This is a genomic window from Cryobacterium sp. AP23 (assembly GCF_054075385.1).
In genome coordinates this window covers 22,798-46,131 of sequence record NZ_CM133415.1, presented here as the reverse complement: position 1 = coordinate 46,131, position 23,334 = coordinate 22,798, and the positions used below count along the sequence as shown (strand labels likewise).

General features: G+C 64.9%; 18 protein-coding genes and 1 tRNA gene. 10 read left to right on the top strand and 9 right to left on the bottom strand.

Translation table 11 applies throughout. The features are described from left to right. Nucleotides 1-5 precede the first annotated feature (5 nt). Entirely contained in the window at nt 6-401 is a 396-nt protein-coding gene (locus ACU5E9_RS00195) for an arsenate-mycothiol transferase ArsC (protein WP_456811640.1), read from the top strand. On the opposite strand, the gene ACU5E9_RS00190 is transcribed toward ACU5E9_RS00195, so the two are convergent. Beyond that, the gene (locus ACU5E9_RS00190) at nt 398-1,720 is read right to left on the bottom strand and encodes an FAD-dependent oxidoreductase (protein ID WP_456811639.1); all 1,323 of its coding nucleotides are present in this window, start codon (nt 1,718-1,720) and stop codon (nt 398-400) included. The two genes, ACU5E9_RS00195 and ACU5E9_RS00190, sit on opposite strands and share 4 nt — an antisense overlap. Nucleotides 1,721-1,810: 90 nt before the next feature. On the opposite strand from ACU5E9_RS00190, the gene ACU5E9_RS00185 reads away from it, so the two are divergent. Both ACU5E9_RS00185 and ACU5E9_RS00180 read left to right on the top strand, forming a co-directional pair. Continuing rightward, entirely contained in the window at nt 1,811-2,158 is a 348-nt protein-coding gene (locus ACU5E9_RS00185) for an ArsR/SmtB family transcription factor (protein WP_456811638.1), read from the top strand. Nucleotides 2,159-2,175: 17 nt separating this feature from the next. Continuing rightward, entirely contained in the window at nt 2,176-2,673 is a 498-nt protein-coding gene (locus tag ACU5E9_RS00180; protein WP_456811637.1) for an N-acetyltransferase family protein, read from the top strand. Between the two features lie 78 nt (nt 2,674-2,751). Here the strand turns inward: ACU5E9_RS00180 and mobF are convergent, their stop codons facing one another. Beyond that, entirely contained in the window at nt 2,752-6,225 is a 3,474-nt protein-coding gene (gene mobF / locus ACU5E9_RS00175) for a MobF family relaxase (protein ID WP_456813464.1), read from the bottom strand. A 664-nt stretch (nt 6,226-6,889) separates the two neighbouring features. Between mobF and ACU5E9_RS00170 the strand changes: the two genes are divergently transcribed. Further along, nucleotides 6,890-8,101: an FRG domain-containing protein gene (locus ACU5E9_RS00170; RefSeq protein WP_456811636.1), complete on the top strand. Its 1,212-nt coding sequence runs from the start codon at nt 6,890-6,892 to the stop codon at nt 8,099-8,101. 392 nt (nt 8,102-8,493) lie between these two features. On the opposite strand, the gene ACU5E9_RS00165 is transcribed toward ACU5E9_RS00170, so the two are convergent. Next, nucleotides 8,494-8,976 (bottom strand): hypothetical protein, encoded by a 483-nt coding sequence (locus ACU5E9_RS00165; protein ID WP_456811635.1) that lies wholly within the window; start codon nt 8,974-8,976, stop codon nt 8,494-8,496. An 827-nt stretch (nt 8,977-9,803) separates the two neighbouring features. On the opposite strand from ACU5E9_RS00165, the gene ACU5E9_RS00160 reads away from it, so the two are divergent. From ACU5E9_RS00160 to ACU5E9_RS00150, 3 genes are all read left to right on the top strand, one after another. Then, nucleotides 9,804-10,292: a hypothetical protein gene (locus ACU5E9_RS00160; RefSeq protein WP_456811634.1), complete on the top strand. Its 489-nt coding sequence runs from the start codon at nt 9,804-9,806 to the stop codon at nt 10,290-10,292. A 140-nt stretch (nt 10,293-10,432) separates the two neighbouring features. Then, nucleotides 10,433-11,443: a hypothetical protein gene (locus ACU5E9_RS00155; protein WP_456811633.1), complete on the top strand. Its 1,011-nt coding sequence runs from the start codon at nt 10,433-10,435 to the stop codon at nt 11,441-11,443. A 91-nt stretch (nt 11,444-11,534) separates the two neighbouring features. Then, on the top strand, nt 11,535-12,287 hold the full coding sequence (locus ACU5E9_RS00150; protein WP_456811632.1) for a hypothetical protein: 753 nt from the start codon (nt 11,535-11,537) through the stop codon (nt 12,285-12,287). An 875-nt stretch (nt 12,288-13,162) separates the two neighbouring features. Here the strand turns inward: ACU5E9_RS00150 and ACU5E9_RS00145 are convergent. Then, nucleotides 13,163-14,035, bottom strand: coding sequence for a hypothetical protein (locus ACU5E9_RS00145; protein WP_456811631.1), 873 nt, complete (start codon nt 14,033-14,035; stop codon nt 13,163-13,165). Nucleotides 14,036-14,392: 357 nt separating this feature from the next. Here ACU5E9_RS00145 and ACU5E9_RS00140 point away from each other — a divergent pair, with 357 nt between their 5' ends. Together ACU5E9_RS00140 and ACU5E9_RS00135 are read left to right on the top strand one after the other, a co-directional pair. After that, the gene (locus ACU5E9_RS00140) at nt 14,393-14,860 is read left to right on the top strand and encodes a hypothetical protein (RefSeq protein WP_456811630.1); all 468 of its coding nucleotides are present in this window, start codon (nt 14,393-14,395) and stop codon (nt 14,858-14,860) included. Next, nucleotides 14,850-15,620, top strand: coding sequence for a hypothetical protein (locus ACU5E9_RS00135; RefSeq protein WP_456811629.1), 771 nt, complete (start codon nt 14,850-14,852; stop codon nt 15,618-15,620). Before ACU5E9_RS00140 ends, ACU5E9_RS00135 begins: the two co-directional genes overlap by 11 nt. Nucleotides 15,621-16,141: 521 nt before the next feature. Here ACU5E9_RS00135 and ACU5E9_RS00130 read toward each other — a convergent pair. The 3 genes from ACU5E9_RS00130 to ACU5E9_RS00120 all read right to left on the bottom strand — a co-directional run bounded on the left by ACU5E9_RS00130 (nt 16,142) and on the right by ACU5E9_RS00120 (nt 17,845). Further along, nucleotides 16,142-17,329, bottom strand: coding sequence for a tyrosine-type recombinase/integrase (locus tag ACU5E9_RS00130; RefSeq protein WP_456811628.1), 1,188 nt, complete (start codon nt 17,327-17,329; stop codon nt 16,142-16,144). Between the two features lie 6 nt (nt 17,330-17,335). Beyond that, nucleotides 17,336-17,590, bottom strand: a complete 255-nt coding sequence (locus ACU5E9_RS00125) for a helix-turn-helix transcriptional regulator (RefSeq protein ID WP_456811627.1) — start codon at nt 17,588-17,590, stop codon at nt 17,336-17,338. A gap of 178 nt (nt 17,591-17,768) precedes the next feature. Further along, nucleotides 17,769-17,845: transfer RNA gene (locus ACU5E9_RS00120), tRNA-Pro, on the bottom strand. Between the two features lie 355 nt (nt 17,846-18,200). Between ACU5E9_RS00120 and ACU5E9_RS00115 the strand changes: the two genes are divergently transcribed. Next, nucleotides 18,201-18,740 (top strand): hypothetical protein, encoded by a 540-nt coding sequence (locus ACU5E9_RS00115; protein ID WP_456811626.1) that lies wholly within the window; start codon nt 18,201-18,203, stop codon nt 18,738-18,740. A 156-nt stretch (nt 18,741-18,896) separates the two neighbouring features. Here ACU5E9_RS00115 and ACU5E9_RS00110 read toward each other — a convergent pair whose 3' ends face one another. Both ACU5E9_RS00110 and ACU5E9_RS00105 read right to left on the bottom strand, forming a co-directional pair. Continuing rightward, nucleotides 18,897-20,519 (bottom strand): glycosyl hydrolase family 18, encoded by a 1,623-nt coding sequence (locus ACU5E9_RS00110; RefSeq protein ID WP_456811625.1) that lies wholly within the window; start codon nt 20,517-20,519, stop codon nt 18,897-18,899. Next, a complete protein-coding gene (locus ACU5E9_RS00105; protein WP_456811624.1) occupies nt 20,516-22,840 on the bottom strand; it encodes a glycosyltransferase family 2 protein in 2,325 nt (774 codons plus the stop codon). The genes ACU5E9_RS00110 and ACU5E9_RS00105 overlap by 4 nt, the downstream gene beginning before the upstream one ends. Nucleotides 22,841-23,334: the final 494 nt, after the last annotated feature.

Sequence of the window (23,334 nt, the reverse complement as noted above, 5' to 3'; positions counted from 1 at the left end):
CCACAATGAGCCACAAGCCCACAGTCCTGTTCATCTGCCAGCACAATGCCGGCCGGTCCCAACTCGGCGCCGCCCTTCTGGAGCATCTCGCCGCTGACGACTTCACCGCGATCTCCGCCGGATTGTCCCCAGCCGAAGAAGTGAACCCCGCAGTCGCAGCCACGGTCGCTGAACTGGGCCTGGACATCTCGGCGCGGATACCCAGAGCGGTCACCACCCAGGACCTCGACGACGCCGACGTTGTGGTCCTGATGAAGCCGGGGCTTGACCTCCCCGCAGTCCCGCGCGGAGAGGTCCTCGAGTGGTCATTCCCGAACCCGGAAGCATGGGACCTCGACGCGGTACGGCCGCTTCGGGAAGCCGTCGCCGCGAAGATTCAGGCGACCCTGCTGACCCGCTAGACCGAGGCGGGCGCCCGGCCGAGCTGGATCAGCTGCGGCGCCGGAGCAGCACAGCAGCTTCCGCCGGCTGCTGGCTCGGCCGGGTCGAAGAGACCCGCTCCCCCGCACACACCAGTGTCGGGAAGTGCGAGTTCCACGCGGGCCGCGGCGGCGTGGTCTCCCGCGAGTGCCGCAACGACCGAGCGCACCTGCTCGTAACCCGTGAGGGCCAGGAACGTCGGCGCACGCCCATAGGACTTCGCGCCGACCAGGTAGAAGTCAGGCTCGGGCTGCGCGAGATCCGCCGCCCCCGTTGCCGAGACCGAACCGCACGAGTGAAGGTTGGGATCGACCTCCGAGGCGATCCGCACCGGAGCCTGCAGCGTAGAGTCCAGTTCCAGACGCAGCTCGGAGAGGAACGATAAGTCCGGGCGGAACCCGGTGAGCACCGCAACGTGATCGGCCGGCGGCAAGCTCCGGCCGTCCTCGGCCGTCAACACCACCCGGTCGCCGTCTCGGGTGATCCGCTCGACTCGGAACCCGGTTACCAGGTCGACCAAGCCGGCGTCGACGAGGGCTCTCGCGGTGATGCCAAGCTGACCGCGTTCCGGCAACTCGTCGGCCGCGCCGCCGCCGAAGGTGTTGCCGGCGGCGGCGCGTCGGAGCACCCAGGTGACCTTCGTGGACGGGTCGCGTCGGGCGATCCGGCCAAGCGCGATGATGGCCGTAGCCGCGGAGTGCCCCGATCCGACGACGACACTGTGCTGGCCCTCGTAGCCACCGCTCCGGTAATCCGGGATTCGGTAGTCCAGCAGGTCCGCAGCCGCCTTCTCCCCCACTGCGGGCAACCCGTCGGCCCCGGCAGGGTTCGGAGTTGCCCAGGTGCCGGACGCGTCAATAACGGCACGGGCGTCGACCCGCTGCTCGCCACCGTCGCCTGATTCGATGTGCACAGTGAACGGCTGCTCGGCGCGGCCGGCGTCGACCAGGCGATCGCGGCCGCGGCGAGACACCCCGACGACCTGGGCACCGTACCGAACGCGATCGCCCAGTTCCGACGCCAATGGCGCCAGGTATCCGTCAATCCACTCTGCGCCGGTTGGGTAGCCTGCCGTCGGTGCTTCCCACCCCGTCGGCGCGAGGAGTCGGCCCGCGGCCTGGTCGACCAGCTCAGTCCATTCGGAGAACAGGCGCACGTGGCCCCATTCCGCCACCGTGGCGGCAGCGCCGTCTCCGGCCTCGAGGACCAGGACAGGAAGTCCGCGCTCGACCAAGTGGGCGGCAGCGGCCAGCCCCTGGGGCCCGGCCCCGATCACGACGACGGGAAGATCGTTCTGCATCTCAGCAACTCCTACGGATCGATAAATCTCAATGGATCGAGATTGGTCGATAAATCGATGGATGTCAATATGGCGTGTGAGAATGGAGCCATGACAATCTCATTTTCTCTCAGCGCCAAGGACGCCGCGGCTTGCTGCACTCCCGTTACCGGCGGTGTCCTGTCAGAGGAGGAAGCGGAGCGCATCGCCCGCACGTTCAAGGCCCTCGGGGATCCAGGTCGGGTTCGCCTGCTGTCCTTGATCGCGGCAAGCCCGGATGGCGAGGCGTGTATCTGCGACCTGACCGAGCCTGTCGGATTGTCGCAGCCAACTGTGTCGCATCACATGAAAGTGCTCGTCGACGCTGGCCTCGCCACCCGCGAACAGCGCGGCCGTTGGGCCTACTACCGGGTCGTCTCCGACGCCCTCGACCGAGCGTCCCAGGCAATCCGCCCGTGACAGTCCGACTCCGCCCGATGGGCGCCCGGGACTGGCCAGCTGTAGAGACCATTTACCGCGAAGGCATCGACAGCGGAAACGCCACCTTCGAGGCGACACCTCCGAGCTGGGACAGCTTCGATGCTGGAAAACTCGAAGTGGGCCGGCTCGTCGCAATCGACGAGGCCGACACGGTCCTCGGCTGGATCGCCGCATCCCCCGTCTCGGCCCGTGAGACCTACCGTGGCGTCGTCGAACACTCTGTTTACGTTGCCGCTGAATCCGCGGGCAGCGGAGTCGGAAAGCAGCTGCTCAATGGATTCATTCAAGCCGCCGAGATGGCCGGTATCTGGACGATTCAATCGAGCATCTTCCCAGAGAACCCCGCCAGCCTCGCTCTGCACGAGAACGCCGGGTTTCGCACTGTTGGCCGACGCGAACGCATCGCCCTCATGACATACGGCCCATGGGAAGGCCAGTGGCGCGACACAATCCTCGTTGAACGCCGCGCCCCTTTGCCTCAGCGGATGGCATAGTCGACCTGCTGACACGTGAAGGCGTCGGCTGTCCGGAAGGAATCGTCCAGCGCACTTCCGGGCCGCTGGACACGAAATCTAAATCTGGATCGCTGTTCGTGGAGGAACTCCCGTGACCCCCGGCGAGACTGCGGAAATCCTGTCGTCAACCAGAGCGAGCCGCTGTGCAGCCTCGATTGCGGAACGCGCTCGAGCTGCATCGCGTTGCTGGGCCACCGTTTCTGGCGCGGGGCCAAGCGCGCTCCTACCGACGATTCCGTAACGGTCCCGGTATGCCGCGACCGCACAGGCCTGTTGTCTCCACCCGCTCGGCACCGAGCGATGCGGGTCTTGCCTCAGTGCCCGCGTCCAGGTGTCTCCAACGAGCAGTGCTTTGTCGAGGACAGCGTTCGCTCGCGCTTCGATCAACTCACTGCGGTCGTCGAGTGCCTGGCGCATTTCCGCGGTCATCGGCCCGAGTGCCTGCGGGATAAGGCCCGCGATCAGTCGTGGTGTCCTACGCGAGCGACCAGCGCCGCCGTGATGCGCGATCGTCATGGCGATTCGGGAGGTGAGGGCGGCTGCCACATCCTGGGCATCGTCCAAGCCGCGTGCCGCAACGACCCGAGCGAGCAGGCTTTGGACGTCGTGATGGTGGGCTTCGGCTCGCCGCAGTTCCGCCATCAGCGCCCCGAACGCCTGCGACTCGATGGCCTGGTCAGCGTGGACCGCCCGGAGCCCGCTGACTCGGACTAGTGCTGTCCATCTGTCGCGCTGCGCTACCGCCGCGATGGTCTCGTACTCTGCAGCGAGTTGCGCCACAGAGCCCCAAGCATCCTGCTGGGCCGCGATGCTCTCGTGTGCGGACGGTTCGGCGCCGACGTGGGTTAGGACCCCGAATAGGATGCTGCGTGCCGTACTGTCGCTCGGTAGCGGCCCAAGATGAGCGACATCGGGTCGGTCGACGGCGACGTAAGCAGTGTTCGCCTCGCGACCTCGAGTCATCCCGACGTAGAGGTTCTCCCGCGTCATGCCAGTGGACACGACGACATGCGCAGTGTCGGTCGTGATGCCCTGTGCCCGGTGCGACGTGACGGCATAGCCGAGTTCGAGATGGTGCAAGACGTAGGCTGCCGGAAGCAGCACCGCGCTCCCCCACCGGCCGCCGTCCCGGCGGACTTCGACTGAGCCGTTCGCGCGCACCCCTGTCACCGTCCACCGGTCGCCGTTGCGTACCCAGGTTCGGGAGCTGCGCAGCTGCCGGTCGTTTCGGCGTGAGATCACAGTGTCCCCGATAGCGGCTTTATTTCCGTCGTGGAGGGCGACTTCTCGGACCGCGTCGATGCGACCCTCGAGGATGAGTTCAGTGCGGGCACGCGCGTTCAGCGTGGCGACCGCCTCCTTCGAGTCGCTGATCAGGACGGTCGTCTTGCCAGCTCGGGTGTCCGCGCGCCAGGCCGTGTATGCAGCATCCGTCATCGACTCAGTTGTGCCGCCGCTCACTCTGGCGTGGGTCATGTAATGGTTGATTGCGTCGGGGTCACCGTGGCGCAGGCCGAGCGATGCTGCCTTTTCCCACTCGTGTGTGAAGCGGTGCACGCTGACGAGCTCGGGGGCATCCGCCCGACTGTGGACCAGCATTGAGAATGCGCCTCCGGCGTCCACCGAGTGGAGCTGCGCGTAGTCACCGACCAGCAGGACCTTGGCCCCGGCACTCGCGGCAACCGTGGTGATCCGATCCAAGGAGAGCGTGCCCGCCAAGGAGGCCTCGTCGACGACGACGAGCTGGCCGGCGTGGAAGGTCTCTCCGTGGTCGAGATGGTTCTGCCACCACTTCGCCAGGTTCTCGGTTGGGATACCGAGATCCTCTGCCAGAACTTGAGCAGCTGCCGCCGAAGGAGCGAGCCCCACGACCGAGCCTGCATGGTGGGCTGCCTCCCACGCCTGCCGAAGGGCGTTCATCGCAGTCGTCTTGCCCGCACCGGCCGGACCCACCAGGACATCGACAGCCCGTCCAGAGACGGCGATCGCCGAGAGCGCGGCGAGCTGGTCCTCAGCAAGCACTGCGCCATTCGGTATCCGTGCGAGCGAGGCTGCACACACCGTGGCCGAGGCGACACGTGGGCCGGTCGTGTCCGCGGCGCGCTCGAGCAGCCGGGACTCCGCGTCGAGTAGTTCCGTTGAGGTGAAGAGGGTGGCGTTCTTCGGTCGGAACACGGTTGTGCCGTCCGCTCGCAGGAACGAAGTAGGACTCGGCGCAAGCTCGGGTGGAGTGATCCGCAACGATGCCCGCTCGGCGGCATCCACGACGAGGCCAATGACCGCTTCGCGATCAGACGCCGAAGCGAATCGCTGCTGCGCCAGCTGGCGTGTTGCCTCGGCGGCGAGATTCCAATGCCGCCAGGTCGCACGCTTCTCGCTCACCGCCGTCATCACTCTCGACCCGATCGCATGGATCGCCTCCCCCGGCAAGTCCTCGGCACGCAACACGGGAGCACGCGAGGGTGTGGCTGCCGTGGATGCCCACGTCGTCGCGTCCTCGCCGAGCACTCGCTCCGCTCGTTCGCGCCACGCGGCGGTGAGTTCGGCGAGCGAGCGCACCTCCTTCGCGGGTCTCGTGGAGAGTGTTGCCTCGGCGCGGAGCTTCATGATTGTCACCGGGCCTGGCCGGCGGCCGTGCCGTTCCAGATAGGCATCGATGAGGGCGTCGGTCGCGATGTCGATGTGACGCGACCGCGACGAGAACTCCGTGACGAGCGCCTCAGGAACTGAACTGATCGACAGGGCGGGGTGGCGATCCCTCCCCCGCTCTCGCATCTCCCACTGCACTCCCAGTGATCGCGTCAAGGCATCCGCGAACAAAGACTCGTGTAGCTCGGAGAGCGCGACGACGGCAGCATGCATCGGCCGGCCGTCGAGCGAGCGCCACCTGCCGTCGAGCACGGTTCGCACCTTGTTGCTGATCACCACGTGCGTGTGCAGGTGCGGGTCGCCGGCCCGGCTGTCGAAGTGGTCGAACGCGGTGGCAATCAGGCCCGTCACATCAACTTGCGCCACGGCTCCGCCGTACGCGGTGGTTCCGGTCCGCGTCGCCGCGACCTCGCGCTCCATGTACGCCACGACCTCAGAAACCGCCGCATGATGCGCCTGCACAATCCGCGCCTGCGTCTCTGCGTCTGCCACGCCCCAGAGGACGCTAGCCGACTTCGGAATCGAGAACGTGAAGTCGTACCCTGCAACCGCACGACGCCGCGTGAGGGTCTCCTGAGCGGTGCCGGGCGCCGGATCAGTTGGTCTCTGGTATTCGGGATAGGCGCGACCGAGCGGTGCCCCGTCGACTGGGTCTCGCCCCAGCCCGATCAGTCTCTGCAGCTGGCCCTCCGTGACCTCGGCGCCGTCAAGGATGCTGCCCGAGCCGAGGCCCGGAAGTCCGCTTCCCATCCATCGACCCGGCGGGGTGCCTTTCGCGCTGTAGTAGCGGGTCAATGGTGTGGACAGTGATCGCTGCCCGTCGCCGGCAGCGACGGTGCGCAGCAGGTACTTGTACCCATCGCCGGCGCTCATCACCCGCATCGACACCGTCACCGCGGCCTCCTCTGTTGTCACCTAGGAGGTGTGCCGCCTCGATCTGCAAGAGGCGTGGCAATTCGAATTCCGGATTCTCGGCGGTTGCTCGGGGCGCCGTTTCCAGGTGAAGCTGTAGGCGATCTGGCTGCTTGTACGTCGAGATCGCGGCCGGCCGACGGTTGATCGAGTCAGGGCTTGTCCGGCAGTGTCGGCTGCTTGGCGGGATCGCCCGCAAAACGGGACAGCTGATCCGAGAACCCGTCGCAGGATGTCAACCGTGCATACGTCCGACCGCTAGCGTCGGGGTATGAGTAACAATCCCTCTCCTGAGGGCGGCTCGAGCCCCAGGACAAGATCGTCGTCACCGGCCGAGTCCGCTCCTGTCGACCCTGGTGCAGCCACGTCCAGCATCGAATCCGCAGACGACCTCAAGCTCACTCGAGCATCGGCCGCGGCCCTGGGCGCACGGACGGCATTTCAACTTGCTCCAGAAGTCCTGTCAGGGCTGCAGGTGGATTTCGGGAATTCAGCGGGGATCCCAGCCGGGCTACTTGCAAGCATTCAATCCATCGCAAACGTGTCCCCGCAGGTCACCGTTCCAGCTGAGGCACTGTCCAGTCTCGCGGCTACCGCGGCAGCGGTCCGGGTCGCCGTCCCGACAGAGTCGCTCGTGGGTATTGCAGCTGCTGTTTCAGCCGCCCGGATCGCTGTTCCAGCTGATGCGTTGACGAGCATTTCAGCTGCTGTGTCTGCCGCGCGGATCGCTGTTCCGGCTGATGCGTTGGCGAGTCTTGCGGCAGCAGCAGCAGCCATTCCGACAAAGGTCTATTGGGATCAGCTCAGATGGACCGCTGAAGTGTTGAAGCATTCAGCGTCTGTGCCCGCTTTTTACTCGCCGGACCAGCTGGTGCTGCGCTCCCTGGAGCACGAAACTACGCCACGCGAGAGCCGTTCCCCTGGAGATTTCTTCGATGAGCACTCGGTCGAGATCACCGGCACTCGTTCTCTTCTCAAAGCTCTCGCGACTATACAGACCAAACACCACGCGCATAAGCTCGTCTGGCGCGGACAGCAGAACACGGCCTGGGCTGTTCATAGCTCACTTTACCGGAAGATTGTGACTGCTGGTCCGCCCTCGGAGAGCAGACTTATCGCCGCCGAACTCATGGCCATGGAACATGCGCGTCTGTGGGGCGAACGTCAAGGGCGCGCGTTGGATTTCTTCGCCGACCTGCAGCACTACGGTGCCCCTACCCGATTCCTCGACGCCACTGTGGACCCGGAAATGGCCGCATGGTTCGCTGTCGAGGCGAACCCTGAACTTGACGAGCAGGACGGACGGGTCATTGCTTGGGGTCAGCTTGCTCGAACATCAGCTCGGAAGATGTCTGACGCCAACGCTGAGCTCCCCGTAGCGGATGAAGCTCCGTTCTGGCACTCGTGGACCACCGACGAAGAAAGAGGGAGAGTCGATTGGGGAACCGGAACGAGAACATGGTCTTGGTTTCCCCCGGCTCTGAGCGACCGAATGCGCGCGCAGCGGGCAGGATTCCTACTTGAAGCGGGGCCCCTAATCACTCCGACCGTGGCGGAGGTCATATCAGGTGGCGTATCTCGGGACTGGCGCGTATCGGAGATCGCACGGGCGACTTCCATTATCGGCCTACCTTCACAGCACGACGTTCGCACGGCGCCAAACGACGCAAACCTCGTCCCGCTGTTCTCCCTCCGCATAGCGGCCCACGCGAAACCGGAAATCCGAAGCTATCTCAGGGGCAAGGGCCTCACCTACTCAACTGTCTACCCGGATCGCGGGGGTCTCGTCGAGTATCTCAAGGGACCGTTCGGTCTCGAACCCGTACGTTCGACCTCGAACCCATAAGAGTACGCTGAGCGTCCTGCCCGGGCGACTCGCCCAGGTCCAGCCGCCCAGACCGCATACCCCGGCGACCTCGACGCATCCGCGGCGGCTAGGACCCTGGCCCCGGATGTTCGCTATGGCCGTTAGAACAGGCGACGTCGCTCGGCCCCTTGCGGCTGACGACCCCGCCGGTCTAGACACGGGCAAGGGGTTCCCGGACGTTGGCACACTCCATGGTCGGACGAGCACCGTTGCCCCCGGGGGCATCGAGGCCACAAACACCCCTGGCCCGTACGCGGTCGGCAGCACCCATGCCCTCCCCACCGTGTCCCTCCCCGTCGAAAACGGCGGCAAGCCCATTCGGTTCTTCTAAGAGTTCGTCGTTGCCCCTACCCAGCATGAATGCGGGGCGGTCAACGGACGGCTTGGTCCGCAAGGTTTGCTTCCTGGGCCTGCCGCTCTGCCCGCTTCCGGTTCGCCAAACGCCTCGCGTACACGACCCCCGCCAGATACGCAGCAAGTACGCCCAAGGCCGCAAGTGTTGTGCCCCACATCTGCCAGGGGTCCGGGTCCGGGGCGGGGTCGGCATACATCCTGACGAGTGGCGCAAAAACGATGACACAGAAGAGCAGAACGCCCATCGCAACGAATGACCGCCCGCTCATGACGATCTTGTCCTCAAGGAGAAATCTCTCACGGGCCATAAAGCCCTCGACGGCACGTATGTCCTTGGCGTCCTTCAAGACCTCGAGCGCTTCTGCTCCGAGCTTGAGATTCTCTACCCGCCGCCGCGCGCCGACGTGCGGGGCGATCCCGACACCAAACGCAGCAACGATACCCACCAGAAGAGTGGCCTGGCCAATCACGAACCCCCACGTATCCAAAAACGCTTCCATCCCCGGAGACTACTGGACTGCCCGTTCAGGGCCAGTGGTGGGCTCGCTCGAGGGGTTGGGCACCCTCCCCATCCGCTGCCACGCAGCCCGAAGAGGCATAGCGGCTGGCCCCGAGCCCCGGCAGACTTCCTGTTGTTACCGCACCCGCCCACCACCGAAAGGCCCCATGAGCGCCCTCGCCCCCGCTATCGCACCTCCCGAGGCGCTCGAGTACCCCGTCCACTGGACGACCGCAGCCCGCGACGCGCTCACTGAGGTGTTTGACGAGCGACCCGCTATTGCGGGCGCCGTGTTCTCATCCCTCGTCCAGGCCTCGAACTCATCACAACTGCCGACGCGCTTGACGCCGTAGCCCGCGCCGCTGGCCTCGTCGCCACGGGCTCGACGGGCCAGACCGTCTTTCACCCGGGCACTGTCGAGGCTCGCCTCGCCCGCACCGCGGCATCTGCCATCCTCGAGTGCATCGCGCCGGACGGTTCAGGCATCATGGGTTCCGTTAATGGGTAAGCGGTTGGTCGGGCTATGTGTCAGATATGTGGGCGCTGGATGGGTCAGAATTTCATCCACCTCATGTAAGTGGTTTTACTGCCCGAAGCCGGGTGTGTTTTCACTCGATGCTAGCTCTGGTCATCGACGTCTGGTTTAGCCCGCAGGGTTTCGGCAATTTCTTCGTCCGAGTGCGGCGGAGTGGTCTGGTCGACCTCAAGCTTTGAAATGGGCGTCTCATTCGCGCGGCGCGCGGCGCGAGCGTAAGGGCTCAGCGCTGAGCGGCCCAGGCCTGCACCCTTGCTGGCACACAGCTTGGCCGGGCCCCTTATTGTTACGGGATGACCGAAACCTCCGTGTGGATCACCGCCATCGTCCCTGTCGCGGCAGTAGTCTTGACGACCCTCATCAGCAACACGTACCACTCGCGCACGCAGGAGAGCCAGCAGCGGCACGAAGAGCGCATGAAAAATCTCGAGCTTTCGAATGCGCAAGGCGTCCGGACGTACGAGGACAAGCGGAGCGCATACACCGCCGTGTTGAGTGAAGTCGCGCAGGCTCAGCAAAAGCACGACGAGAAAATCGAGGAAGGACGGCGTGCTGGGAAAAGCTCCATGCGGCTCTATGCGACGGATCTTACCGTGGCAGTATCACGAGCCAAACTGTTGCTGGAGCCTGCGATGTGGGATGAGTATGAGCGGGTCTTACTCACTTTCTATGGTTCTTTCTACGAAAAGACAGCCGACGCTCAAAAGGCCCTGGCGGACCTCTTCAGCAAAGACCTCACCCACCCGGGAACAGCTGGGCTTACCAATGAGCGCCTTGACTAACGACTTGCACGCCTCGCCGCTAATTGCGATCCCACCCGCCGTCCGCACGAGGATGAGCGCGGCAAAACGAGAACGGTGTTCCAGATGACGGCGCGTCGCTCTGAAGCTCACTCACCTCGTCAGTAGGCCAGACTGACCAGGTGAACAAAGCTGAGTTGGAGATGCGGGCCCGTATCGCTGTAGGTGCGGCACGAGCTGGCCACTCGCCCGAGGATGACTTTTTAGAGATGAAACGGGAATGGCCCGACCCAATCAAAGCCTCTCGTCAACTTGCTGGATTGGCGAACAAAGCAAATGGCGAGCGATTCCTCTACCTCGTTGGCGTGGATGAGTCAGATGGATCCATACACGCATCCGATACGAATGACCCGGCGAATTGGTGGGCCCAGGTGCAAAGAAGGTTTAACGAAACTGCCCCCTTTCTGATTCGACATTTGCTGGTTGAGTTCGTGCCTGACGAGTTCTTCACGGTGCTCCTCTTCGAGAGCAATAGCGCCCCATACGTGATCATGAGCCCGAAGGGTGGCTCGCCGGAGTTGGAGATCCCTATCCGAGACGGAACGCGAACCAGGAGCGCGAAGCGAAGCGAAGTGCTAGCAATGAGCGCTCAGCATCAGGGTAGTGTCAACATTTCGGTGCTGTCAGCCAGCATGATTGCGAGTTGGCACGCACACCATACCTACGCTACTTCTAGCGAGGAATTGGAAGAGGCTCCTGAACACAATCGTCTAACGGGCACCGCGACTTTGTTCCTTGACCACGATGGGATCAACGCGATTCTTCTACCGTTGCACCTCATGGCCGGCACCCTTAGCGCCAATGGCAAGAGTTATTCCATCAGCCCGGTCCCGGTGTTCGACGCTTCCGACCCGACGGCAAATTCGGACGCACCACAATTTGGGACACGAGCCAATCGGGACGGTATTGTGCTTACCGGCCCCGGTAGCTGCTCCATCACGTTCTCAGTTCAGACCGAGGAGAACGTCGAGCATGAATGGTCCCATGTTTCTACGTGGTCTTTGCATGCGCAGTTCGGCGTCGCCGGTGGCTCTCGGCTCGCAACGCTTTCGGTGTCAATGAACCGCGCCGGAACGTACGGCGACACCGCCATGAGCGGCTATGAGTATAGTTCCTGGCTCTACCGACGATGACTCGCGTGACTTGTTCAGGCGCCCTGGCACCGCTGCGAAGGAAGTTCGTGGCGCTCCTCAGGACTGCTGACTTCCTCGGTAGCGTCGAGTTGTGGCCGACCTCCCTCATCGTGAAGCGCTCGACGCTTACATACTGCGATTCATTCAAGACAAGCGGCACTCCGAACAGGTAGACGTACTTCCGGAGTACGCTGACGATTTCCTCACGCTGTACGGGCTATTTCAACGAGTCCGTCGACTCGCCCAGTCCTACCTGCGGCTACGCAAATTGGGCTTCAGCTCCGAGGGCGAAATCCTTGTCCGTGCTGCAATGGAGCACGCGGTCACAGCACAATACGCATTTCTCACACCCAGCGGGATCGCACGGCTACACGTCACACTCCGACGGGCACACAAGAATTACGCAGTCGTTCTCGCTGAGAACTCTTCCAATCCCCAGATCCATGAATGGGCCGCGAACATAGAGGCACCAGATGGTTCCTCACTACCACCATTCTCTGGCGAAGGAATGATGGGCCAGCTCGACTCAATCAAATTTCTGAAGACCACTTACAAGGTGCTATCCCAAGTCGGGCACGTCTCGCACGAATCGCAATTCGACGCATTTGTCGAAGTCGACGGAAAGTATCACTTGACCACCGAGCCGCAGCCGTCCTTCACCCATGAAGTTTTATACGCCCTTGCCGGCTTCTGCCTAATGTCTGATTGGGTACTCGCACGCCTCGAAGGCAACGAGGCTGAGCTCCATCTGATACGGCAGTTAGGCGGCCAGCTACGACTCCCATGGAGACTCGATACTCATTTACCCGCCGAGAAGCGCCGGTTCCCAAACGAAGAGGAATAGTGCGCAAGCTCGCATTCTGACGTGCTCCCAATTGGCCGGCCCTCACGCGGGTCGTTAATCTCTGTCACCATTTCGGCATACTTGAGTGCCACGGGTGCTTGGGTGGCAGCCCAACTCGCGGGTCACGCGCAAGGTCCCGGTACTCCGGCGGGAGAAGCACCGGTGCCTCACGTGCGCTTCCGTTGAGAAGGTCCCACCGGTTCTCGTAGCGGCTCCAGACGGGAACTAACACCCGTGATCGTTCCACTGGGGCATTGCGTTTCCCCGGCTCCGCTGACGGGTCAGTGAGCCAGTTCATGTGCGAAATCCACGCCGCCGCTGCGACATGGTCCCGCGGCACGACGAAGGCGCGCGGTGACGACATGAGGTTGTCGGGGAGCATCACGAGCACAAACCATTCGCGGTCGGAAACCGAGGGCAATTGGGCGTTGGGCCCCAAAGGCCAACTGACCTTGTCGCCGAGACCACGCGCAGCCTTCACTTGGACCTCGATTATCCGTCGATCGCCCGTCGTTTGCACGGCAAGTATGTCCGTCCGCTCGAGGCCATCGCGTGTAAGCGCAACACCCCAGCCAAGCAGGGACAGTGCAGCACAGGTCCAATGTTCACCGGCGGACTTGCTCATTTTGGTATCAACCACAATGGTCAGCATGGCAGGGTTCGCAGATCGGATCCAACAGGACCCACCAGCCAGGGAGACCCTGCACTCCAGTTACCTGTTTCACTTCTGCCTGCGGCCGGCGGAGTAAAACGAGTAGACCGGTCAGGTCCGGACTGTGCTTCGTCACTCCACGAATTTGCAGGTGCATTCCGCTTATCTAGTTCCGGTCCCCGCTGACTCCGCTTGCTGAAGGCGAGTCTCACATCCTCGCTATCTAAGTCTCAGGATTCACGTTGTGCTGAGCAAGCCATTGTCTCGACATGGGTATCAGATCGCGCAGCAGAGTTAGCCCGTCAATGACATCATCTCGAGGGACGTCCCGCGCGTGAGCAACAGCGTTGCGCAGTTGACGCAAGGTCTGGATGGCCGGGGCGTGATCGGCCATAAACCAATCCTGAACTTGGCGCTTTTCGGCTTCCGGCACGGTTGGGCGTCCTCTGCCCTTCAGCGTGTGCAGGTCCAAAATCTCAGCAAAGGCTTCATAGTCCGCGAGAAGCGTCACTATCAGCTCGGAGTTGCTGAGCCGCTCCAGGTCCTGTGAACCGTGCCCGAGCCCCGTTTGGGAGTCCACTGGTCGCGGCCCAACGCGAGCGCTCTCCTTGCGGAGACGTGCCTGTTCGGCAGCGCCCCAGTCGTCGCCGCCGAAGTGATTATGTACAGTGGCAGAGGCCGTCGAATTCGCCGTAATCGCGGCGTCAATCTGGATTTGCTGGAGCTGAACTGTGGCCCGGAGGTCATCAACGCCAACCGTTGCCGCTTCGGCCCGCGACTCGGCGTCGGCTATCCGCCGCTTCAACGACACGCCGAGAACCGTGATCTCGGAAATGTCTGGCCATAATAGGGCTGCGATCAGTAGTAGAAGCACCAGGACCGTCGCGCTTGTAAGCGTCGGAGGGGCGCACGTCGCTTGCGACGTTACAAGGCCGTCAGCGTCAACGGTGCGTACCGAAATGCACTCTCGGTAGAACCAGACCGCCGCAACCGCATACCCGACGAGCAGTACGCCACCAAGCCACAAGCGGAGGACCCTCCCCCGAGCACGACCGACTGGCTCGGCGATCTCGGAATCAGCTGGTTTGGTCTTCACGTTCTCATACTGGCCGACGCCGCCAAACGGAACAACTTGGTATTAGTCGGAACTGGCTGGTCCGAGGCGATAACGCGGTTACAGTCGACCGGCTGACAGCGCTCCCATCCACCTAGCCCGCGGATCGATTCTCTACTTAAAGAGGGGCGGGCCATCATGAAATAGATCAGTCTTCCCACAAACAGTACGACTCGTCCGTGATCTCTCGTCCTCGCGGCCGCCTGACTCGGCGGCCAGCCTCGGTTTCAACACTTCGTGCCCCCGACATCCGGCACGGACGTCATCTGTCTGATCCACGCGACAATCATGCGTTCGTCGAGGTCTTCCACGGACTCGAGTTCCACGCCCCGTGTCGCCTTGCCCATCCCCACCGGAGTCACCGGCGGTACCGGTTCGAGCGCCGCGCCAGTGATTGAATATGAGCTTGACGTTGCCGGCAATGCCACCGGAGCTGAAGCACCAGCCGTCGCCTACCCCGTATTACGCCACACCCCATTTCACCGAGCGCTGGAGGCCGGGCAGCGTTTTGGCCGCTACGGCATCGACCGCTTCGGCGATGCTTCGCTGTGGCTCCGGGCGGCTGGCGATGTAGGCGAAGACTGGCTTGTCGCCGACCGCCGCTCTTGCGGGACTCGCTCGGCCTGCCATGGCTTCCGGGAGTATCCAGGTTGCGTCGCCTTGCGCCGAACCCGCGGTCGGTTTCTGGACTTCGCTCTAGCCGATCGCCTTGCTGTCCATGGCGAGATGGTTGTTGTCCTTCCACTTGGCCGATGGGGCGATTGTGTGCGCTCGATTTTCGGCGGAATATGGTCCGATGACCGGTGAACGGACGTACCCGGTGTTGCCCTGCGCCGATCTAAACGACGCACTCGCGTTCTATGGAGCGCTCGGTTTCACCGTCGCCTTCGAGCAGCACCGCCCCTATCCCTGCGCGGTGGTGGAGTTGGACGACATCGCGATCCACCTGTTCGCCATGGAGGGCTTCGACCCGGCGACCTCGTACGGCAGCGCCATCATCACCGTCGCAGAACCCGGTGAGCGTCACGAGGCGTTCAAGGCCGGCCTGCGGGAACGTTACGGCAAGGTTCCAATCAAGGGCATCCCGCGCCTGCTCCCCCCGCGGCGGAAGGCCGGCACCGCGACCGGATTCTCGGTCGTGGATGTCGGCGGCAACTGGCTCCGCTTCTACCGGCACGGATCATCCGAAGACGACCCGGCAGAACGGCGCTCCGGCCTCCTCCGGGTGATCGACGTCGCCGCCCGGCAGGGCGACTCGCGCGGCGACGAAGTCCAGGCGATCGCGGTCCTCAACGCGGGCCTCTCCCGGTACCCCGACGCGCCGCCGATCGAGATGTTCGAGGCGCTGCTGTATCGCGCGGAACTCATGGCGCGAACTGGAGCGGACGCGGCTCCCGACCTGGCCGCCGCGAGGGCCCTCCTCACCGAGCATCAGCTCGGCGCGGAGGCAGAGCGGGCGCTGTCCCTCGCGGTTGAGGCGGAACTCACGTCAGAACAACAGAAGGAGGTGGGTCAGTCGGGCGAAGACGGGAGCTTGCCCAACAAGAATGACGGCTCCTCAGGATGACGTCCAAGGAAGTCACCGACGTCCTTCCGCTTTCGCGGCTAGAACGATTGCAAACGCTCGATCCGCGGCGCAAAATGGATGGTAGATCTTCGAAGGCCCGCACGTTCTAGCGACGACCTGATTCTCGGGCTTTCAGTAAAACTCCAGATGGGACGGTGGGGCCACCGTGGCACGACCGTGAACGGTAGTCATCTCTCGCCAACGCCGGTCGATGACTGCGGCGGTTCCAAGCGAGGATTCCCTGCGAAGTGGCACAACGCCAGATGGCACGGTGTGGCCGCAGCGGCATCACCGCAAAGCGATCGACATCCGCGAAACTACAGTCGAGGGCCACGAAGTCAGATTTGCCTCGGCACTACAAAACCCCAGATGACACGGTGCCGCCGCGGTGGCGGCACCGTGAGCAGTCAGCATCCATCGTGAACGCACAGTCAGGATAGCTGCGGCGCTCGGGCCACAGATTCGGTTCCAAGTGGCATAACCCCAGATGGTGCGGTGCTGCCACGGTGGCAGCACCGTGATCAGTCTTCGTCTTTTGCGAACGCCCGGTCGAGCAGCGCCGCCGTGGCCGGGTTCACCAGTTCGCTGCGTTGGATGTAGTGCATGATCGTGACCCTGGTGTCCGTGTGGCCGAGCAGCTCTGCGGCGAGTTCGATGCTGGCGTTGGTATTGACCGCGGTCGCGACGGTGCGGCGGAACATGTGCGGGGTCACCCCGTTGATGCCCGCTCCCTCGAGCACCTGTCGCAGCTGCCTGCGCACGTTTGCGGTGGTCAGCGGGGTGCCATCCCTGGACTGGAACAGCAGGTCATCCAGGCCCATACTGCCGACCTTGGCGAGCCGTCGGCGGACTGCGTCGGAGGTGAAGGTGGGGATGGCGACAACGCGAGTGGACTTGGCGGTCTTGGGGTGGTCCTGCCGGAAGGTCTGCTCCCCCTTGCGGCTGACGATGGTGCCGGCCAGGCGGATGGACGGCACAGGGCTGGTGATGTCGACGTCCCTTCGGCGGATGGCGAGGACCTCGCCGATCCGGGCGGAGGTGCCGAGCATCACCTCGATGATGGCACCGAGCTGGCCGTCGGGCTTGGGGCCGGAGGTGTGGTTGGCGGCGCTCTCCCACTGGGCGATCGCCGCGCGGATCACATTGACCTCCGGGGCCATGAGCGCAGCAGGGACGTGCGGCTCACGGTGCAGGCGGGAGACGTGGTCCATCGGGTTCCGTGGCAGGACCTCGTGTCGCACCGCCAGCTCCAGGGCGAGCCGCAGCACCACCCGGGCCTGCTTGGCGCGATTGTAAGAGATCTTCGCGAGCTGCTTGATGAACTTGTCGCACCGGGCCACCCCGATCTCCCGCAACGCCAAGTGGTCGAAGGCGGGTGAGACCAGGGTGCGCATGTTGCGCTCGTAGAGGTTGCGGGTGGTGCGGGAGATTCGGTCCTCCAGGTCGATGTCCTCCAACCAATAGGTCACCAGGTCACTGAACAGGCTGTCGGGCGTGAGTGATGTGTCGGCGGGTTGGAACAGGTCCCGGTTGGCGATCTTGGCCTTCAATGCGCGTTCGGCGGCCTTGGCGGTGGTGCCGCTGGCTTGCACCAGGCGCGCGTGGCCGTCCCAGTCGCGGTAGCGGGTTCGGGCCGCGAATCGGCCGGACGGTAACTTGCGGGTGGTGATGTCGCCGAAGGTGCCGATAGTCAACCGTTGCCGGGGCATCTCAGCTCACCGCCGATCGGGGTGCCTGGACTCGCTGGTGGGCTCCCGCTGCTGGGCGATCCAGGCCCGCACGTCGGAGATGGCGAACTTGAGGTGTTTGCCGAACCGGTACGCGGTGGGGCCTTTGCCGTGCACCCGCCAGTCGTAGACGGTGGAGATCGGGATGCCCAGGTAGGCGGCCAGCTCGTGGACGTCCATCAGGGGCTCCAGGCCCCAGTCGTCGGTGGGAGGAGAGGTTGGGTTCTCGTTGTGAATGTTCATACCCAGAAGGTGTGCCGGGCGATCCCGGACGATCGGGAGGAACCGAAACCGACCTCAGCGCCTCGCACGACGGGGCCGAGGGAGCGGTGGAAATGGGCTGAAAGTGATGACGTAGTGATGACACAATCAAATCTCTTAACCAAAAAAGTCCCGGAAACCCTTGAGTTTCCGGGACATTTGGTCGGGCTGACAGGATTTGAACCTGCGACCCCCTGACCCCCAGTCAGGTGCGCTACCAAGCTGCGCTACAGCCCGCCGTTTCCCGGTGGATTCCCGCGAGGGGATCTACCGGAGACAACTGGAATAGCTTACCGCGTCGGCGGAGGGGTTGCGTTCACTTTTGGGGGTTGGGTGGGGGTCGGGGGCGGATTGTGCGGGATGCGGGCGGGTCGCGGGGTCTCGACAGGCTCGACCAGCGGGGTGGTGGCGGTGGCGAGGTTGGGTCACGGGGTCTCGACAGGCTCGACCAGCGATCGGTGCGGAACATAGAGACGCGAGGGGCGCACAGGGCGGGCTGCGGCGATTCCCTGCGAACACATAGGTTGTCCATAGGAATGGTGCGTAGCGTGACTCGAGGTCGTCACCGGCCGCCCATTCAACGAAGGAAGTTATGTCCCAGAAAAGCTCAGGCCCCCTGTCCAAGTTCAACCTCGCCCTGGCCCTGCTGTGGCTGGTCGACGTGGTCGTGACTGTTGCGGGGTACCTGATCCTGACCTCCTCCAACGCGACCCAGGCCGACTTCTACACCTCGCAGTCCGCCGACTACGTGGCGTACTTCTCCGCCCAGTCCGGCAGCAACCTGGGCGCCACCCTGATCGGCGCCGGCGTGATCGGCGTCATCATCACCCTCGCCGCCCACGTCGTGGCCCGGTCGATCAAGAAGGCCGCCGCCGTCGCGGCCGGCCTGCCCACGGATGCCGTTGACGCCGAGCCGGACTTCGACTTCGACGACACCGAGTTCGACACCGCCGACCAGGCCGCGTTCGCCGCCACTCCGGCCGCCGAGTCCACCGGCACCACCAAGACCGCCGTCGTCGACGCCGCCGCCGAGCCCACCCCGGCCGCGGCATCCGCCGACGAGGCACCGGCCGACGCCGCATTCAGCGACGCGGAGGCCGAAGCGCCGTACGGCTCCACGACCACGCGCTAACCACGCGAACGGGAGAAATGCCCGGGACGGTGCCCTACACCCGTCCCGGGCATTTCTCTGTCCGCGTGCACCGGCACGTGGAATGCCCGGGGCGGCGCCCTAACCACCACCCCGGGCATATCTGTGTTTGGGCCTCCCCCACCCAAAAACTCTCGGTTACTGGGGTAGGGCGTCGAGGAGCTCCTGCACCTCGTCGTTGGGCAGCGCCGACCACGGCGACCCGTCGGGATTCGCGGCGGCGGCATCCGGGCTCTCGCCCTGGTTCCACCACTTGCTCCGGTACGGCACCCCGTCGAAGAGGATCAGGGCGCCCTTTTCGTAGATCGCGGTGCCGGCCCAGTCTGGATAGATGCCCGCGGGCAGGGTGGGCTGCGGAATCGGGGTCTCCCCCGGCAGCACCGGCCCGATCAGCACCCACGCCGTCTCCCACTCGTTGAGCACAGGATTGTCGGGCAGGTCCCCGCTCGTCCACCACTTGGCCTGGTAGACGTTGCGGTGCCAGACCACCTTGGTGCCCTCCAGGTAGGAAGACTCCTTCGCCCAGATCGCGTACGGGCTGGTCGCCGGGTTGTCGGTGACCGACTCGATCGACGCGGACTCGTCGGTGGTGACCGACCCGGCCGCCGTGACGGGGCGGCCGGTGAAGCCCTCCCCCAGCAGGTCCACGAATTTCTTGTCGCCCTGGTCGATGCCGCTGCAGGAGTCCGACACCCGCTTGAGGTCCACGTAGTTCGAGCCGCAGGTGGTGTCCCGGTTCAGTGACCAGAGCGACATCCGGCCGATGCGCTGCTCCTGCGCGAAGGTGTTCAGCGCGGTGGCGTCGTCGAGGCCGAAGATCTCCCCCGCCACGTCGTTCTGCCCGGCCATCGGGGTGAGGCCGATCTTCGCCCACACCGTGGCATCCGTCAGCTCGGTGCCGGCGCGGGAGTACAGCGTGCCGAGCTGCCGGTGCGCGGCCGTGGCCCCGCGGATGCCCGCCTCGGCCATGGTCTCGTCGGCGTCCTTGCTGCTGCCGAAGTCCATCGTCATGAGGTTCACCCCGGCCAGGTCCACGCCGGCGTCGAGCATCGCGCTGACCGCGGTGGTGCCGTCCTCGGTGAGCCCGGCGGTGGCCACCGGCAGGGTCAGCCACACCGCGAGGTCGTCGCCGGCGGCGCGCCGGTCGGCCTGCAGCTCCGCGATCGCGGCGGCCCGGCGGGTGCCGGCGGCGGTGTCGGTGAGGTTGTCGCCCTCGAGGTCGAGGTCGATGGTGGTCACGTCGTAGCGGTCGAGCACGGCGGCGTAGGCGGCGATGAGCGCCTTCTTGTCAGTGCAGCCGGTGCCCAGCTCGGTGTTGAGCAGGCCACCGAAGGACACCACGACCTGGCCGTCGAGCTGCTTCACCCGGGCGAGCCGGCGGTCGAGGTCGAGCTGGTCCGACGCCTCGTCGAGGGTGTAGTGGGTGCCCCAGGTGGGCGTGCAGGGGTCGTCGGTGGCGCCGACGATGAAGGAGAGCACCGCATCACTGCCGGCGACGTCGGCCGAGGCCTCGAAGTCGTAGGTGGGCGTGGCGGTCACGTCGACGTAGCCGGCGAACCAGGGGTCGTAGGCCTCCGCGGCCTGCGCGGAGTGCCACCACTGCAGGCCGAGGTAACCGCCGCTGCTGAGCGCCACGACGAGCACGATGCCGAGGAACACCCGCACTACGGACAGGCGCCGGCGCGGCTGGCTGGCCCGGGCGGCCGTTTCGGGCGGCTCCGGCATGGGCGGCAGGGCCGAGCCGGTCACGAGGTCGCTCATTTGAAGGCTCCCTGCTTAGCCCGCTTGGTGGCGGCGGGCTTGACGAACGGCCCGGTCACCAGCTCCACGTCGCTGGGCAGTTCGCCCACCGCGTGGCCGTGGTAGATCACCGCCCGCCAGTCCAGGGTGGGTTCGGGCTGCGGCTCCGGTTCGACGGTGGTGGCGCGGCGCGGGGCGCGTTCGATGAACATCCACTGGGTCATGCCCAGCCACACGTCCACCACGGAATTCCACAGGCCGATGTAGGCGAGGATCGCGAAGCTGGCCAGCAGGGCGTTGAACCCGGCGAACGCGGCGTTGCCCCAGTTCTCGTTCGAGACATCCCGCCACAGGGTGAGGGCGGAGAACGCGACGATCAGGAACGGCACGATGACGAACATCATCGGGGCGGCGGTGCGGTTGCGCACCTTGGGGGTGCGGGCGAACGGGATCTTCTGGCTGGTGAGCGCCTGTTGCAGCGACTTGAGCACCCCGGCCAGGTTGACCGGCAGCAGGATCAGGTTGAAGCCGTAGATGCGCAGGATGTCGCTGAACTTGTAGCCGCAGTAGCGCAGGTCGCTGCCCATCGCGAGGAAGTACGGCAGCGCGGCGAGCACCACCACCGGGCTGAGCAGACGACTGTCGTACGGGTAGGCGAGCAGGAAGATCAGGCCGAAGCTGGACCAGGCGATGCTGGTCATGTAGTTCACCCGCAGAGCCAGTTCGATCAGGCTGATCCGGTGGCCCTGCCGGCGGCGTTCGCGCAGCTGGTGCCACAGTTTGGGCAGGATGAGCAGGCCGCCGTTGGCCCAGCGGCGGCGTTGCACGATGAGCGAGCCGAAGTCGGGCGGGGTGGCGCTGTAGCTGAGCCGTTCGGGGTAGTTCACCAGCGACCAGCCGTGGGTGCCCAGGTCGATGCTGGACTCGGTGTCTTCGATCACGGTGCGGTCCTGCACGTACCGGCGCACCTCGAACCCGCCGACGGTTTCCACCTCGACGATGTCCTCCAGCGCGACCTTGCGGATCACCGCGTTGGCGCCCACCCAGAAGGTGGCACCGTGGTACGACATGCCTTGGTGCAAGATGTGCTGGATGTCGGTGGTGGCGCCGGCGAGCCGTTCGATCCGGGTCGGGGCGCCGCGGAACGAGGAGTACGGCGTCTGGGTGACGGCGACCCTGGCGTTGGCGGGCTGCTCGAGTAGGTAGACCAGGCGCAGGCAGTAGTCGCGCAGCAGCAGCGAGTCGGCGTCGAGGGTGAGCAGGTACTCGGAGTCGCGCACCTCGAAGTCGGCGGGCGCATCGTCGGCGACCGGCCGCAGGATGGTGCCGTCTGGTCCGTCCTCGCGCTGGAAGCGGCGCCCCATCAGGCCGATGTAGGCGTTGAGGTTCATCGCCTTGTTGGCGTCGTGCGAGAGCGAGGAGTACAGCTTGCGTTCGAACGTGTCCAGCTCGGCGGAGAAGGTCCAGACCAGGCGGCGGTGCAGTTCGAGCATCCGGGTGGCGCTGGGCGCGGTGCCCTCCTTCGACGCGGCATCCAGTGCGGCGCCGGTGAGGGAGAGTTCGGCGGCCAGCCCGCCGAGCACCTGCTCCACGAAGAAGGTGTCCACGTGGTCGTTGATGGTCTCGGCGGAGGCCATGGCCTGCAGCCAGCGGGCGGCCCACTGGTAGTCGTCGGCGAGCCGGCGCACCGCACGGGTGGTGGGATACGGGAAGTCGTCCAGTTCCAGCTCGCAGATCAGCAGTTCCTCGGCGAACCGGGCCCGGGGCTCGGCGAGGGCCCGTTCGATGTCCTTGGCGATGCCGCGGGAGGCCTGCAGCTGCGCCTTCGCGGCCGGGTCGCTGGGGAACGGCGGGTCATCCAGCAGCAGCATGATGCGCAGGTCCGGGTACTCCTGCAGCGCGGCGGACCACAGCGTGGCGCGAACGACGCCGGGCTCCTCGCTGTATGAGGGCACCAGCACCGTCAGGGAGCTCCGGTGGGCGCCGAAGTGGCTGTCCAGTTCGGCGCGGGGCACCCGCACGTGGTCCCGGAACCGTTGCAACGCGCCCTGCCGGGCGACGAGGTACAGCAGCGCGGAGAAGGTGAGGAAAGTCACCACGATCACGTAGGAGACCGCTTCGGTGGTGAACCGGAAGCTCTCGGTGCCGTTGTTGAGGAACTGGCGCAGGATCGTGTAGATGATGTACGCGATCCAGGCCAGCACGGTGGCGATGATCGCGAGGCGACCCCAGACGATCTTGGAATCGCTGGGAATGTCGTGGACGGTGGAGAGGGGTTGGGTGCTGCGTTCGGCACCGAGCTGGCGTTTGCGGGCAGGCGAAGATAGGGACTTCGATGTCACGGGAATACGTCCTTGGGGTAGGGCCAGGGATCTCGCTGAGCCCAGGTCGAGATTCGGGTCTCGAGGACGCCGGGGCTCAGCGAAATGCGGGGGTGACGGAAGGTCAGGAGGGACGGGGCAGCGCAGGGTCTGGGCGCTGACGGGTGACGCGGTGCACATCGGGTGGAGCACGTCGGTGTGGATCGGGGGGCCAGATGCGGCCCGGTGATGTGCGGGGCCGGTGCAGTCGGGTGGACGTTGCCGGCAGGAAAAACCTAAAACAAACCGGGCACCCAAGGAAAGCCCCTGGTTGAGGCCACCTTCAACCACTCCTTCGGGGTTCACGCTGAGGTTCCGCGCCAGCACTGGGATCGACCGCGGCGTCTTGCACTGCTCTTTGGCGACTCTTGAGCCGACCTTGCGCAAACCGTGCGGCGCGACCGGCGGTTTCGGGCACGAAAAAGCCGCGTGCCGACATCCGAGGATGCGGCACGCGGCTGATTCGTGCTCGGGCG